Origin of the sequence: Nocardioides sp. NPDC000445, from assembly GCF_040300245.1 — a bacterium.
Lineage (GTDB): Bacteria > Actinomycetota > Actinomycetes > Propionibacteriales > Nocardioidaceae > Nocardioides.
This window is the reverse complement of the sequence record NZ_JBEPDH010000005.1, coordinates 100,931-115,525: the sequence shown is the minus strand read 5'-3', so window position 1 is coordinate 115,525 and position 14,595 is coordinate 100,931. Positions and strand designations below refer to the sequence as shown.

Annotated in this window: 14 protein-coding genes; 2 read left to right on the top strand and 12 right to left on the bottom strand. The window is 71.4% G+C overall.

What is annotated here, in order from left to right:
• Position 1 precedes the first annotated feature (1 nt).
• Entirely contained in the window at positions 2-583 is a 582-nt protein-coding gene (locus ABT304_RS08520) for a helix-turn-helix domain-containing protein (protein WP_350714411.1), read from the top strand.
• On the opposite strand, the gene ABT304_RS08515 is transcribed toward ABT304_RS08520, so the two are convergent.
• From ABT304_RS08515 to ABT304_RS08485, 7 genes are read right to left on the bottom strand one after another with little or no spacing between them, the layout of a single operon-like run.
• Complete coding sequence (locus ABT304_RS08515) at positions 573-1,799, bottom strand: amidohydrolase family protein (RefSeq protein WP_350714409.1); 1,227 nt, start codon at positions 1,797-1,799, stop codon at positions 573-575. The genes ABT304_RS08520 and ABT304_RS08515 overlap by 11 nt on opposite strands.
• Positions 1,796-2,569, bottom strand: coding sequence for a creatininase family protein (locus ABT304_RS08510; RefSeq protein WP_350714407.1), 774 nt, complete (start codon positions 2,567-2,569; stop codon positions 1,796-1,798). The genes ABT304_RS08515 and ABT304_RS08510 overlap by 4 nt, the downstream gene beginning before the upstream one ends.
• On the bottom strand, positions 2,569-3,912 hold the full coding sequence (locus ABT304_RS08505; protein WP_350714405.1) for an FAD-binding oxidoreductase: 1,344 nt from the start codon (positions 3,910-3,912) through the stop codon (positions 2,569-2,571). The genes ABT304_RS08510 and ABT304_RS08505 overlap by 1 nt, the downstream gene beginning before the upstream one ends.
• A gap of 5 nt (positions 3,913-3,917) precedes the next feature.
• On the bottom strand, positions 3,918-5,102 hold the full coding sequence (locus ABT304_RS08500; protein ID WP_350714404.1) for a substrate-binding domain-containing protein: 1,185 nt from the start codon (positions 5,100-5,102) through the stop codon (positions 3,918-3,920).
• Positions 5,103-5,148: 46 nt separating this feature from the next.
• Positions 5,149-6,030 carry an ABC transporter permease gene (locus tag ABT304_RS08495; protein WP_350714402.1) on the bottom strand — a complete coding sequence of 294 codons (882 nt, stop codon included), beginning with the start codon at positions 6,028-6,030 and terminating at the stop codon, positions 5,149-5,151.
• Positions 6,027-6,773, bottom strand: coding sequence for an ABC transporter ATP-binding protein (locus ABT304_RS08490; RefSeq protein WP_350714400.1), 747 nt, complete (start codon positions 6,771-6,773; stop codon positions 6,027-6,029). Before ABT304_RS08490 ends, ABT304_RS08495 begins: the two co-directional genes overlap by 4 nt.
• A gap of 1 nt (position 6,774) precedes the next feature.
• Positions 6,775-8,052 (bottom strand): amidohydrolase family protein, encoded by a 1,278-nt coding sequence (locus ABT304_RS08485; protein ID WP_350714398.1) that lies wholly within the window; start codon positions 8,050-8,052, stop codon positions 6,775-6,777.
• Between the two features lie 181 nt (positions 8,053-8,233).
• Between ABT304_RS08485 and ABT304_RS08480 the strand changes: the two genes are divergently transcribed.
• Positions 8,234-9,403, top strand: coding sequence for an MFS transporter (locus tag ABT304_RS08480; protein WP_350714397.1), 1,170 nt, complete (start codon positions 8,234-8,236; stop codon positions 9,401-9,403).
• On the opposite strand, the gene ABT304_RS08475 is transcribed toward ABT304_RS08480, so the two are convergent.
• Genes ABT304_RS08475 through ABT304_RS08455 form a run of 5 tightly spaced genes read right to left on the bottom strand, consistent with a single transcriptional unit; the run spans position 9,290 to position 14,529 of the window.
• Entirely contained in the window at positions 9,290-10,177 is an 888-nt protein-coding gene (locus ABT304_RS08475; protein ID WP_350714396.1) for a helix-turn-helix domain-containing protein, read from the bottom strand. The two genes, ABT304_RS08480 and ABT304_RS08475, sit on opposite strands and share 114 nt — an antisense overlap.
• 54 nt (positions 10,178-10,231) lie before the next feature.
• Positions 10,232-11,161: a TAXI family TRAP transporter solute-binding subunit gene (locus ABT304_RS08470; protein WP_350714395.1), complete on the bottom strand. Its 930-nt coding sequence runs from the start codon at positions 11,159-11,161 to the stop codon at positions 10,232-10,234.
• A 35-nt stretch (positions 11,162-11,196) separates the two neighbouring features.
• The gene (locus ABT304_RS08465) at positions 11,197-12,552 is read right to left on the bottom strand and encodes a sensor histidine kinase (protein ID WP_350714393.1); all 1,356 of its coding nucleotides are present in this window, start codon (positions 12,550-12,552) and stop codon (positions 11,197-11,199) included.
• Between the two features lie 22 nt (positions 12,553-12,574).
• On the bottom strand, positions 12,575-13,240 hold the full coding sequence (locus tag ABT304_RS08460) for a response regulator transcription factor (protein ID WP_350714392.1): 666 nt from the start codon (positions 13,238-13,240) through the stop codon (positions 12,575-12,577).
• A 26-nt stretch (positions 13,241-13,266) separates the two neighbouring features.
• Positions 13,267-14,529 (bottom strand): Nramp family divalent metal transporter, encoded by a 1,263-nt coding sequence (locus ABT304_RS08455; RefSeq protein ID WP_350714390.1) that lies wholly within the window; start codon positions 14,527-14,529, stop codon positions 13,267-13,269.
• Positions 14,530-14,595 lie beyond the last annotated feature (66 nt).

Sequence of the window (14,595 nt, the reverse complement as noted above, 5' to 3'; positions counted from 1 at the left end):
GGTGACTCGGAATCCGCGACAGTCCCTGGATCGCTCGGTGCTGCGGCTGGGCGCCCGCGTGCGGGAGCTGCGCAAGGGGCGGGGGATGACGCTGGTCCAGCTCGCCGAGGCGACCGACCTGTCGCACCCGTTCCTGAGCCAGATCGAGCGTGGGATGGCGCGGCCCTCGATGTCCTCGCTGTTCCGGATCGCCGAGACGCTGGGCACGACCCAGCAGGCGCTGCTCGCAGACAGCGTCGAGAGCGCCTCCGCCGGCCCCGTGACGGTCGTACGCCGCTCCGACCCCGGCACCGCGGAGGCGTCCAACGGCGCCGTGCAGGCACTGGTCGCCGGGGCCGACCACGCCTTCATCCCGATGGAGTTCACCGGCGACAGGTCGGCCTGGGACCGCTACTGGCAGCACGAGGAGGACGAGTTCGTCTACGTGGTCGGCGGGACGCTCCGGATCGACCTGGACGGCGAGGAGCAGGTCATGGAGACCGCCGACTCGGTCTACATCCCCGGCGGCGTACGGCACCGCTGGGCCAGCGCCGACGGCGGGCTCTTCAGGCTGCTGGTGGTCAAGGAGCAGCTCAGGCGCTGAGCCGCCCCAGATCCGCGACGATCTCGCGCTCGTCGGCGGTGGTGAGCACCCCGTCGCGGACGACGACCCGGCCGGTCACGACCACGTGCCGCGGACGCCGCCCGGGCGAGGCCCACAGCAGGCCGGCGACCGGGTCGTGGACGCCGGCGTCGGCGACCCCGGAGACGTCCCAGACGCACAGGTCCTGGTGCTCCCCCAGCCTCGGACGGCCGAGGCCGGCCGCTGAGCCGGTGGTCGCCATCGCGAGCACGTCGGCGGCCGCCAGCGGAGGACCCACCAGCGGCGCCACCTGCATGGCGAGACGGGCATCGGCGAGCAGGTGGCCGGCGTCGTTGCTGCCGCCACCGCTGGTGCCGAGCCCGACCTCGACCCCGGCCTCGCGGAGCGCGGCGACCGGCGCGATCCCCCACCCCATCGGGAGGTCGCAGCCGGGCGCATGGGTGGCGCTCACCCCGGCCGCGCTCAGCCTCCGGATCTCGTCCGGCGTCACGTCGCACAGATGGGCCAGGGTCACGTCGGGCGCGAGCCAGCCCCACTCCTCCAGCAGGTCGATCGGGCGGCGGCCGTAGCGCTCCGCCGCGATCGCGACGTCGACCTGCTCGTTGGCCTGGGTACGCCGCCGCAGCCCGCGCCGGGCAGCCACCTCCCCCATCAGCCGGAAGGTCTGCTCCGGATCGGAGTGCACCCCGGCCGGCCCGACCGCGACCTGCAGCATGCCGTCGGCGCTCACCCCGCCGGGTGCGTCCCCCACCAGCGCCTCCGCGATCAGGTCGGCGCTGTGCGCCGCGGACTCGGGGTCGTCCCGGGCGGCACCGCGGACGAGGACCAGGCGGGCGCCCAGCTCGGCCGCCGCCCGTGCGGTCCCCTGTGCCAGCGGCACCGTCTCCTCGGGTGTCAGGGCGGCCGGCCAGGTCAGGTGGTGGTCGGCCACCGTCGTCACCCCGCAGAGCAGCGACTCGGCGAGCCCGGCCCGCGCGGCGGTGTAGGTGAGCTCGGCGTCGACCCCGACGCGGTCGTAGGCCGCCGCCATCGTGGGCAGCCAGGTCGCCATCGGGACGCCGCGCGTCCCGGGCAGGGTGCGGAACGCGGTCTGCAGCAGATGATGGTGGGCGTTGACCAGGCCCGGCGTGACCAGGCAGCCCGAGGCGTCGAGCGTGTCGTCGGGACCCTCGATCGAGAGGTCGCCCGTGGCTGCACCGGTGATCCGCAGCGTCATGCCGACGGCGTGAAGCGGGAGGCCTCCACGATGACCTCGGCCAACGTGGCGACCCCGGCCTCGAAGCGGAGCTTGCCGTCCTCGGCGGTGGCGGTGGTCGGGTCGCCGAGGTAGCCGTCGGTGCCGAAGTCGTCGGAGAGCCAGCCGAAGGAGACCGGCTTGCCGAAGCCGATGTGCGTATAGCCCGCGAGGTGCTCGGGCACCTTCCGCTCCCCGCGCTCCTGGTGCACCAGCTCGGGCCGCAGGTGGAGCATCATCGAGGTCTCGCCGTGGCCGCCGTGGATGCCGAGGCCGAGCTCGTCCTCCCGCGAGGAGCGTCCTCCCTGGTCGGGTGGCACCGAGAGGTGCGCGAAGAAGGTAGCCAGCCCGAACTGCTTGCGCAGCTCACGGCCGGCGACCTGCCCGAGCGCGGAGTTGCCGCCGTGGCCGTTGACGAAGAGCAGCCGGGTGATCCCGGAGGTGCTGAGCGAGCGGCCGATGTCGACCAGGACTCGCATCAGGGTGTCCCAGGAGAGCCAGATGGTGCCGGGCGACCAGGAGTGCTCGTCGGACTTCGTGTAGGCCAGCGGCTCGAGCAGCACGACGGAGGCGCTGCCCGCCTCGGCCACGGCCGCCACCGCCGCCGAGGCCGCCTCGGCAGCGATGACGTAGTCCGTCGAGACCGGCAGGTGGGGACCGTGCTGCTCGATCGCGCCGAGACCGAGCACCGCGACGGTGTCCTCGGGCAGAGCGGCGATCTCGGGGGCGGTGAGGTCGGCGAAACGGGGCATCAGCGGACTCCGATGTTGATACGGGTGTCGACCAGCGCGTGGTCGGTGAGCTTGCCCTGGTTGAGCAGCCCCTTGGGGTCGCGCTCGCGCGCGACCGCGGTGACGAGCTCGACGTTGCGGTCGACGTACCACTGGTGTGGCGAGTGCACGCCGACCCCGATCTCGTCGAAGCGCGGGATGCCGGCGAGGACCTGCTCCTCGGAGACGTACTCGGCGACCACCATCGCCAGCGGGGCGTTCCCCATCAGCTCCAGGTGCAGCCAGACGGGGCCGTCGTAGACCGTCCGCACCCGGTCGGCGTCGTTCCAGTAGAGCTCGCCGCCGGTCTCCATGTGGAACCAGCTCCGGTCACGGTGCGCGCGCTGGAGGAAGTAGACCGGGTGGTTGTAGGACATCCCGGAGAGCAGATCGGTCGCGGCGTAGTCCTCCAGACGAGCCCGTACGCTGCCTCCGGCCGCCATCACGAGCGACTCGATCTCGGCGACCGTGGACGCCTCCGCGATCACCCGCAGGCTGTGCTGGGACGGGTCGAGCTCGACGTTGGTGGTCAGGGTCGGGACCAGCGCCGGCTCGTCGCCCGAGGCCAGCCTCGGCAGCACCGGCAGGTCGAGCAGGCGGCGGTGCACGGACACCATCGCGTCCCAGCTGTCGAAGGCGGCATAGACCGCCACCCAGTCCCGGGCCGGGTCGGTGCGGACGACCACCGAGGTCACCACGCCGGTCACGCCGTAGGCGTGGATGTAGGGCAGCGTCTCCTCGCCGGTCACCGTGAGCAGGCGTCCGCTGCCGTCCATCGGGGCCACCGTCAGCTCGGTGACGAAGCCGTCGGAGGTGGTGCCGTGCTCGATGGTCCCGGTGCCGGCGCTGCCGCCGCCGATGAAGCCGCCGATCGTGGAGCCCTTGGTGGAGGGGAAGATCCACAGGTCGCGGCCCGCCGCCCGGGCGACCTTGTCGATGCGGGTCATCCGGGCACCGGCCCCGGTGCGTAGGTTGCCGTCGGCCAGCACCTCGATCGAGTCCAGACCGCGCAGGTCGAGGATGATCCCGCCGGTGAACGGTGTCGCCTGGCCGTAGTTGCCGGTCCCGGCGCCACGCGGGACGACCGGCACGTCGTGCTCGTAGGCCACGGCCAGCACGTCGGCGACCTCCTGCTCGGTGCGCGGCCGGACGATGGCGTCGGCGACGTACCTGCCGCTCGGCACCTTCTCCTGAAGCACCGGCGACATCCGGGACCAGTCCGAGGAGAGCTTGACCAGCGCGGCCGGGTCAGTCTCGACCCGGTCCGCGCCGAGGCGGTCGGCGACCAGGCCGGTCACCTGGGACGTACGCTGCGAGATGGTCATCGACATCACTTCATCGAGATCGAGTCGTCGATGAACCGGTTGTCGTAGAGCGACTCCGGGTCGATGTCGTCGGACGTGATCGTGCCGGCCTGCTTCATGATCGGCGCGAACGTCTCGACGATCCCCTTCATCCGCTCGCCGTCGATCTGGCCGAAGACTCCGGACTTCGGGTCGTCGTGGACCAGGTCGAGGTCGGTCATCGTCTTGGCGGCGTACGCGGCGACGCCCTCGCTGTAGGTCCAGCCGGTCTGGTAGCGCTCGACGATGTCGACGATGATCCCGTTGGCCCAGTCCGGGTCGGCCAGGTAGTCGATCTCGGCCTGCTGCATCACCGGGACGAGCTTCTCGAGGCAGTCGGCCTCCTTCTCGACGTCCTCGGCGCGCACCGCGATCGGCTCGGGGTAGATGGTGTAGCCGACCTCGGCGAGCAGCTGGTAGCCGATCGGCTTGGACCAGCTGCTGATCTCGTTCTCGTAGATGTAGGGCTCGGCGGTGGCGAAGCCCTGCTGGAGGATCGTGGGCTCGGTGACGAAGCGCTGCGGGGTGCCCTCGTAGGAGAGGTCGGACTGCTTCTTCTCGATCATCCCCTGCGACTCGAGCAGCGCCGGGATGACGTCGCCGGCGGTGACGACCGGGTCGCCGTCGCCGGCGGCCTCGGCGATGGTCTTCGCGTCGTCCTGGTTCTTCGGGTCCCACATCAGGATCTGCGGCGAGACGGTGAGCTGTGAGGCCAGCGCGACGGTCGGCTGCTTCTCCGCAGCCGCGATCGCGGCGTCGGTGTTGACCGCTCCGATGAGGATGTCCTTGTCGAGATACATCGTCGCGGGGACGGGCTGGAAGCCGGTCGCCGGTCCACCCGAGCGGACCTCGATCTTCACGCCCGTGTCGACGCCTTCGGAGACGAGCGGCCCGGTGACGGTCTTCTTGTCGGTGTCGACGGTGTAGCCCTCGCCGATCAGGCTGTACATGCCGCCGTGCTCGGCCTCGGGCTGCCAGTCCTGCTGCATCACCACGGTCGCGGGACAGACGTCGGAGAGATCCTTCGCGCTGCCCTTCTCGGCCTTCGTCACCTCGCCTGCGGTGGCGGTGTTGGCGGAGCCGGCGTCGCTCCCGCAGCCGGTCAGTGCGAACGGGGCGATCGTGGAGAGCGCCACGAGGGTGGCTGCGCGCAGGGGTATGTGTCGGTTCATGCTGTGACCCTTTTCTTATGGGTAGAGCTTGGGGGATGGAGTGAGATCAGCGCTCGCCGTACCACTTGCCGATGACGGCACGGTCGAGAGCGGCGAAGGCAGAGAAGACGACGACACCGAAGAGGGCGGTGAGGATGATCGCCAGGAAGAGCGGCTCCATGCTGAGCCGGAGCGTGTAGACGCGGAGCAGGCCGCCGATGCCGGGGCTGCCCTGCTGGAAGTAGAAGTCGCCGACGATCACGCCGATGACCGAGAGCCCGGCGGCGTTGCGCAGGCCGGTGAAGATCGCCGGCATCGCGGCGGGCAGCTGCAGCTTGAGCAGCCGCTGCAGCCGCGTCGCCCGGTTGAGGGTGAAGAGGTCGTGCGCCGGCGCCGTCGCCGACTGCAGGCCGAAGAGGGTGTTGGCGATCATCGGGAAGACCGCGATGATCACGCAGACCACGATCCGGGCCGCGATGCCGTAGCCCATCCAGATCCCGATCAGCGGGGTCAGCGCCAGGATCGGGACCGTCTGCAGGATGACGGCATAGGGGTAGAGCACCTTCTCCAGCAGCCGGGTCTGCGCCATCACCATCGCCCAGGCCATCCCGATGACCACCGCGATCGCCAGACCGGCCAGCGCGACCATGACCGACTGCCACAGCGCGGCGAGCATCGGCTGCATGATCTCCGGCCGGCCCAGCGTCTCGCCGAAGACCTGGTGCGGCGGCGGCAGCAGGAACCGCTTGTCCTCATCGAGGACGAGGTACGTCACGGCGTACCACGCGGCCGCCAGGCCGGCGAGCGCCGCGATCATCGGCAGGACCTTGGCAATGATCCTACGGAGCACCGGGGAGGTACGTCTGGTGGGCGGCTCGGCGGGCGCGGTCTCGGTCACGGGCTCGACGTCCGGCTCGAGGATCAGCTCGGTGCTCAGTTCGGTGCTCATGCGTGCTCCTCCAGTGCCTCGGAGACCTGGCCGACCAGGTGGGCGAAGTCGGACTCGAAACGCAGCTCGGGTGGGCGTGGGAACTCCCAGGGCACCGGGATCTCCGCGACGATCCGGCCCGGCCGGCCGCTCATCACGACGACGCGGGTCGAGAGGTAGACGGCCTCGGCCACCGAATGGGTGATGAAGAGGCCGGCGAAGCCCAGCAGCTTGAAGAGTCGCTGCAGCTCGGTCTGCATCGCCAGCCGGGTGATCTCGTCGAGCGCGCCGAACGGCTCGTCGAAGAGAGCGAGGTCGGGCTCGGCGACCAGGGCGCGGGCGATCGAGACCCGCATCCGCATGCCTCCGGAGAGCTGGCGCGGATGCTGCTTCTCGAAGCCGGTGAGGCCGACCAGGTCGAGGGCCTCCTGCGCCGCTCGGCGGCGCTGTTCCTTGGGGAGCCCGCTCAGCTCGCCGATCAGTTCGACGTTCTTCCGGGCGCTGCGCCACTCGAGCAGAGTGGGGTCCTGGAAGACGTAGCTGGTCGTGTCGGCGTCGACGTCGACCCGGCCGACGGTGGCGTCCTCCAGTCCCGATGCGAGCCGGAGCAGGGTGGACTTGCCGCAGCCGGACGGGCCGACGACGGAGACGAACTCCCCGGCGTCGACGCTGAGGTCGACCCCGGTCAGCGCGGTGGTACCGGTCGGGAATCGCTTCGTCACCCCCGAGAGGGCGAGCGTGGCGGTGGTGGTCGTCGTGTTCATGTCACCTCGGCATGGGTTCGAGATCGAGGACGGTGCTGACGCGGGTGTCGGCGAGCACGCGGCCGCCATGGACGACGACGCGGGCGGTCTGCGCCCCGGCGACGACCTCGTCGAGAGGTACGTCGGGGACGAGCATGAAATCGGCCCGGCTGCCGGGTCCCGTGCCCGCGTCCGGCAGCCCGAGCACAGTGCGGGTGCTCGTCGTGACCGCGGCGAGGGCCTCGGCCGGCCGGAGATGACCGGCGGCGACCAGGAGAGAGGTGGTCTCGAACGGGTCGGCCCGGCCGACCGGGTTGAAGGGGTCGCGCAGATTGTCGGCACCAGCGGCGACCGGCACCCCAGCCTCGAGCAGCGCCCGGACCGCGGTGAGACCGCGCGGCACCGCACCGTCCGCGGCGCGACCCTGCAGGTAGAGGTTGGTGATCGGGAGCGTCACGATGCCGATCCCCGCCTTCGCGACCAGGTCCACGACGGGAGCTCGGCGGTCGTGGTCGAGCATGCCGAGACGTACGCAGTGCGAGGCGGTCACCCGCTGCGACAGTCCGCGGGCGATGACCTGCTCGGCGAGATCGGCCAGGTCGAGGTGGCCGGTGGTGGTCTGCTCGTCGGTGTGCAGGTCGACGGCGAGACCGGAGCGCTCGGCGTGGTCGAGGATGCGGCTGGTCTCCTTGGCGGGCTCGTCGGCCAGGTGCGGACACCCGCCGAGGACGTCGATCCCGCGCCCGATCGCGTCCTCGATCACCGCATCCGGGACATCCTGGCCGGCGAGCAGGCAGACCTGGAGCGTGACCGTTCCGCTGAGCTCCTCGCGCAGGCCGAGCAGCGCGTCGACCCCGCGCAGCGGGTCACCCGCGAGGAGGGCATCGGCGTGCGTACGGATCGTGGTGATGCCGTTCGCGACATAGCGGCGGACCGCGCGCCGGGCGCGGTCGGCGAAGTCGTCGGAGGTGAGCGTGGGAACGAGCGAGCGCCACTGCTCGATGGCGGTCACCAGGTCGTTCCCGGCCTGCGGGCCCGGCTCGATCTGCTCGGCGCTCAGCGCCTTGTCGAGGTGCGCGTGCGGCTCGCCGGCGGCAGGGATCAGCCGCCAGCCGGTGGCATCCGTCCCGGGACCGCCCTCGACCGGCCGGACGACGGTGATCTCACCGGCCGCGAGATCGAGGTCGGCAAGGGTGCCGTCGAGGAGGCGTACGTTGCGCAGAGCGGTCAGCTCCACGCCGGCCAGGGACGCCGGACCGTCCACCGGCCCGACCTGTCCCGCACTTCGTGCCACGGCCATCGGCTTCCCCTCTCCGTTCCAAAATGTTGATGAGACGAACATTTTCGAGCGTAAGGAGCGGTTATTTCGGCGGCGTAACCGTTTCGGTCTTCCTCGATGAAACCAGCGATGGCGGTCGTCCGGTCAAGCACGGGCGACGGACGATCAACGCGGGCGCTCGGATCGCGGCGACGATCGAAGGGTGACAACGACTTCGCCTGAAACGACCCCGTCCACGACCACCTCCCAGGGCCGAGCGGCACCGGTGGTCGCCCTCGCCGCCGGGATCGCGATCCTGGTCTCGAGCGAGTTCCTGCCCGCGGGCGTACTGCCCACGATGGCGCGCGACCTCGGGATCAGCGAGGGGACGGCTGGGCTCGCGGTGGCGGCGACCGCGATCGCCGGGGCCGCGACCGCACCGACGATCGCCATGCTCCTCCCCCGGATGGACCGGCGTACGTTGATGGTCGGCCTGCTCGTCGCCGCGGCAGTCGCCAACCTGGCCGTCGCGATCTCCCCCGGTTTCATCGTCCTGCTCCTCGGCAGGCTCGTGCTGGGTGCGGCGATCGCCGGCTACTGGTCCTTCGCGTTCGCCGTCGGGACGTACGCCTCACCGGGCCGCGACCACGTCATCTCGACCTCGATCGCGCTGGGCGTCACGGTGGCCACGATCGTCGGACTGCCGTTGGGCTCGCTGCTCGCCGACGGGCCCGGGTGGCGCTGGGGGTTCGCGGCCGCGGCGGTGCTGAGCCTGGTCTCCGCCGCCGCGCTGGCCCGGGCGCTGCCGCCGGTGCCGGCCCACCCGTCGGCCGGGCTGACCATGATGCGTCAGGCACTCCGCAACCCGCGGCTGGTCGCCGGTGTGCTGCTGGTGGTCGTGGTGGTGCTCGGGAACTTCGTGGCGTACCCGTTCATCCGGATCGCGATCTCGGAGACCTCGCCGGGCGCAGGCATGTGGATGCTGGCGCTGTGGGGTGTCGGCGGGCTCTTCGGCAACCTTGCGGCCGGCCGGTACGCCCACCGACTGCGCGCGGTCGTGACCGTCGCGCCGCTCCTCCTCGCCGGTGGGCTGGTGCTGACGTTCCTCGCCGAGAGCACGCCGGTCATGGCGCTGGCCATGATCGTGTGGGGCTTCGGGTTCAACCTGGTGCCGGTCGGCACGCAACTGTGGGTCACCCGCGTCGAGCCCGAGCGCACCGAGTCGGCGCTGGCGCTCCAGGTCACCGCGTTCCAGGTCTCGATCGCCCTCGGGGCGGCGCTAGGAGGCGCGGTCCTCGATGAGTACGGCGTCGGCCGGGTGCTCCTCATCGGCGCGGTCGGTGCGGTGATCGCCGCGGTGGGGTTCGGGGCGGTTCGCGTCCCGCGTGGTTGAGCCGTCCCGCCACGCCTGCGGCCCGGTCCCGTGGACGGTGGTGAAGGCGCGGCTGAACGCCGCGCCCGACCCGTAGCCCACGGCGTACGCCACCTGCTCGACCGGACGGTCACCGCCGGCCAGCAGGTGGCGGGCCGCGCGCATCCGCACGTCCCGCAGCGCCTCGCTCGGGCTCTGCCCCAGGCTGCGCCGGAACCGCTCCCCCAGCGCCGACCTCGACAGGTGCACGGACTCCGCCATCGCCTCGACGGACCAGGCCCGTGCCGGATCCGCGATCAGCGCGGAGAGCACCTGCGCCACCGTCGGGTCGAGCACGGGCGCGGGACCATCGGTGCCGCGCCCGGTGTCCTCGAGCCAGGAGGCCGTCATGGCGGCGCCGAGCAGCGACGCGTAGCCCGACGCGAACAGCGCCGACGGCCGGCACGGCCCCGCCAGCGGGCAGCGTCGCACCAGCTCGGCCACGCCGCCGTGGCGACCCACGAAGTCGCGCACGACCAGCGGGTTGGCGAGCGGATACGCCACCGCGACCGCCCGCAGATCGGCCCTGGTCACCGCGGCCCCGTCATGGGTCGCCAGCCGGTGCCTGACCTGGCCTCCGACCAGAGCCGCATCCCCGACGCGCAGCAGGTGCGACTGCCCGGCGGCGGTCAGCACGACCGTGCCGTCGTCGACGAGCAACCAGGTGGCGGAGCGTACGTCCTCACCGGCGGAGCCGGCGGCCAGCTCCTCCTGGTAGGCGAGCGTCATCTCCCACGACGGACGGTCCTCGTTCACATCAGCCCCAGCGTGCGACCGCAGCCCGGCTATTCCCGGGCCGTCGCCGGCACCTCATCCGTGCAGAGCGCGATACGCCGACAAGGCGCCGGGATGGAGGGGGATCCGTCCCGTCTGGATCATCGTGGCGGGCTCCAGGTACTGCAGCCCTCGGACGAAGTCCGGGATCAGCAGGTCCGCACGGCTGACCATCACATCGACGATCTCCCGCGCCACTCGGTGCGGCAGGTCGCGGCGCGCCAGCAGCAGATTGGGGACGCCGATCGTCGTGCCACCCGAAGGAGGACCGTAGTCGACCGGTGGCACCTTCCGCGTCGAGTAGCGGTAGCCGGACTGTCGCGACATCGGGGCGGCGAGCGCCCCGAGGTCGATCATCCGGAGCGGCCGCTCACGTCCCGCCTTGCTGATCGTGGGCGTCGGGATCCCGCCGGACCAGAACACGGCATCGACGTCGTCCTCGAGCAGCCGGTCCAGACCGGCAGCCAGCCCCATGTACCTCACCGTGAGATCGCGGGTCTGCAGACCGGCCGCTCCCAGGAGCACGACGGCGGTCACGGCGGCGCCGGACCCTGCGGCCCCGAGCACGACGCGCCGGCCACGAAGGTCGCCGACCTCGCGGATCGGACTGTCGTCGGTCACGAGGAGCTGCAGATAGTTCTCATAGATGCGCGCCAACGCCATCGGACGCGCTGCTTCGGGCATGTCGGCGACGATCCGGTCGAGGCCGTCCTCGAGCGCGAGGCCGAGCGCGGCCTCGCCGTCTCCGAGGAGACGTACGTTGTCGAGGCTTCCCTCCGTCGACAGGACCTTCGGTTCCAGCCCGGGACTCACGGCACGCAGCTGATCGGCGAGCAGTCCCGCGAAGACCGCATAGGTCCCGTACTCAGTGCCCGCCGCGATCGTGACCGGTGACGTCGCGGTGTCGCCGCATCCCGCCAAGGACGCCACGGTCGGCGCGACGGCAGCGGCGGTGACCGTCCGCACAAACGTCCGCCTCGTCAGCTGCCCACCCGTCCAGGTCACGACGCCACCCGCAGCGAGAACTCGGCGATCGTCCCGACCGGTTCGGCGGGCCGCAGGCGTACGCGACCACCGTTGGCGCCCGCGAGCTCCTCGGCGATCGCCAGTCCGAGGCCGGATCCCGTCCGCTGGCCACCGGAGCGCCAGAACCGCTCGGTCGCCAGGTGCCACTCGTCGGGTTCGAGCCCCGGCCCGTCGTCACGGACCCGGCCGACGACCCCGTCGGCGGTCTCGGTCGCCGAGAGCTCGACGTGGGCGCCCGGACCGGCATAGCGGATGGCGTTGTCGATGAGGACGTCGAGGATCTGGTCGAGCACCCCGGCCACCTCCACCTCCGGCAGGTCTCCCGTGATCGCCAAGGACTGCCCCGCCGCTTCCGCGGCCGGCCGCCAGGCCTCCACGCGCTCGCGGATGACGGTGCCCACGACCTGATCCGGGACCATGACGCCTCCACCGGCACGGGCCGCCCCGGCCTCCTGGGCCCGCGCGAGCGACATCAGCTGGTCGAGGAGCGTCTCCAAGCGCTCCAGCTCCTTGGTCAGACCCGCATAGGCCCGCTCACCGGTGCTGTTCACATGTGACTCCAGTCCGTCGGCCCGCAGCCGCAGCGCCGCGAGCGGGTTGCGCAGCTGATGCGACGCGTCGGCGACCAGCTGACGCTGCTGCTCCAGGGACCTGTCGACGGCGGCACCCATGCGGTTGAACTCGGCGACCAGACCGCGAAGCTCCGCCGGGCCGGTCGCGAGCACATCCGCGCTGCGGTCGCCATGCGTGATCGTGCGCGCCGCCGCCTCGAGCGAATGCACCGGACGCATGGTCCATCGCGACAGCCGCCTGGTCAGCGCCGCGGCCACCAGCAGGAGCGCCAGCGCCCCGACCGCGATGAGCGCCCAGTCCCGCCTGATCTGTGCGGCGGCGGCCGAGGTGTCGACGCGAGTCAGCGCGTACGACCTGACCTCGCCGTCCTCGCGACCCGGCGCTCCGCGCAGCGGGTCCGCGGTGGTCCAGGGCAGGATCCGAGGCATCGCGACGGGAGGCACGCCCACCAGTCCGATCCGCAGCGCTCCGCGGACGGAGGCGGCGCCGGCGTCGAGGTCGCCGGCGAGCGAGAGCTCCTGGCCGTCGGCATCGACGACGAGGACCGGCTCGCCGTAGACGTCGTGGTAGCGGTCGACGAGCTCTGCGACCGGCTGGCCGGAGGCCGCCGCCTCCGCGATCACCGCCATCTGCCGGTCCCGCTCGGACGCGAGCCGGGCGGTCCGCCGGTCGGCGAGCGTGGTCGCCAGCGGAAACGCCAGTGCCAGCAGCGTCCCGAGCAGGAGCAGGCCGACGACGAGCTGTACCCGACGCTCCATCACCGACGTCTCCCCCTCTCGATCAGCCGAGCCGGAAGCCGTAGCCGCGCACCGTGTGCAGCGGAAGGTCCCGACCCAGCTTGCTGCGGAGCGCGGTCACGAAGAAGTCCAGCGAACGCGACTTGCCGACCGCCGGCGTACCCCACACCTGGAGCAGCAGCTCGTCGCGGCTCACCGCCTCGCCGGTGCGGGCGATCAGCGCGGCCAGCAGATCGAACTCCGTCGCGGTCACCGAGACCGGGGACCCGGCACGGTGGACGGTGCGCGCAGCGACGTCGACGCTCAGCTCGCCCAACGTGACCACGCGTTCGGCCGGGCGCGGTTCGGCGGAGGCCATCCGGCTCCGCCGAACCAGCGCGTGGACACGTGCGAGCAGCACCGCCCTGCCGACCGGCTTCACCAGGTAGTCGTCGGCGCCGGCACGCAGGCCGAGGACGACGGACCCGTCGCTGTCACGGGCCGTGAGCACGAGCACCGGAACCGTGGAGACCCGCCGCACCGTACGCAGGAAGTCGAGTCCGTCCATGTCCGGCAGGCCGAGATCGAGCACCACGAGGTCGGCTCCGGCGATCTGGTGCAGCCCGTCGTCGCCGCGACTGCAGTGCGTCGTGGTCCACCCCACGTCCTCGAAGGCGTCCACCAACGCCTCCGCAACGCTCGGGTCGTCCTCGACCACCAGAATCCGCACGGAGTCAACCTAACCTGGTGCGGTGATCAGAACGCACCGGTGATGACGACGCGGACCTGGTGCACCGCCAGTGCCACGAAGACGAGCGCGCACAGGCCCATCACGACGTTCGAGTAGATCCGATTGCGCCATTCGCGCGGTACCCGGTCGGTGTTGAGGATCCACAGGAGCGTGATCGCGAGGAACGGCATGAAGAGCGCTCCGAGCACCCCGTAGGCGAGGATCAGATAGACCGGCTGGTCCAGGAACAGGGCGATGATCGGCGGGAACGTCAACCACAGGATGTACCCGCGGTACCAGATGCCGCCGGCGAGCCGCTCGGGCGCGTCTTCGGGGGCCTTCCGCACGTGACCGGCGAAGTCGGCGAACATGAGGCTGACCCCGTGCCACACCCCCACCAGCGAGCTCAGCGCGGCGGAGAGGAAGCCGATCAGGAAGATCGTTCCGGCGGCCGGTCCGTACCGGTCCTCGAGGACGTTCCCGATGTCGAGCATCCCCTTGTCGCCGGTGTCGACCGCGATGCCGGCCGAGTACAGCAGCTCGGCCCCGACGATGAGCGTGGAGACGACGAAGATTCCCGTCACGACGTACGCGACCGAGTTGTCGATGCGCATCACCCGCATGTACGCCGGGGTCGCCCAGCCCTTCTCCCGCAGCCAGTAGCCGTACGCGGCCAGCGTGATCGTGCCGCCGACACCGCCGGCGACGCTCAGGATGTTGAGCAGCGACCCGTCCGGGATCCGAGGCACCAGGCCGGCGGCGAGCTCGGGCAGGTTCGGCACCGTCAGCGCGGCGGCGGCGACCATCGAGATGAACATCAGCAGCACCATGATGCTGAGGGCCTTCTCGAACAGTCCGTAGCGGCCGGTCCAGACCAGCGCGAGGCCGAAGAGCCCGGCGATGATGCCCCAGGCCTTCACCGACAGCACCGGCACCAGGGCGTGGGCGGCGAGCCCGGTGCCCGACATGGCGGCAGCGCCGTACACGAACCCCCAGATGATGAGATACGGCCCGAAGTAGGCGTGGGTCCAGCGGCCCAGGCTGCTCCAGCCCTCGTAGATCGTGCGTCCGGTCGCCAGGCTGTAGCGGCCGGCTCCCTCCACGAGCACGACCTTCATCAGGCACCCGAGCACGACGGCCCACAGCAGCGCGTAGCCGTACTTGCTGCCCGCGATCATGGTGGCGACCAGGTCGGCGGCGCCGACACCGGTCGCGGCGACGACCAGGCCGGGTCCGATCAAGCGCCAGCGAGGGACGGCCCCTGCGGACTTGTCATCGATGACAGTCATCAGTTGTAACTCCTCGGTCTTCTCCGGGTGGGATCACCCGGACGCCCGACTATGTGACGGTCGACA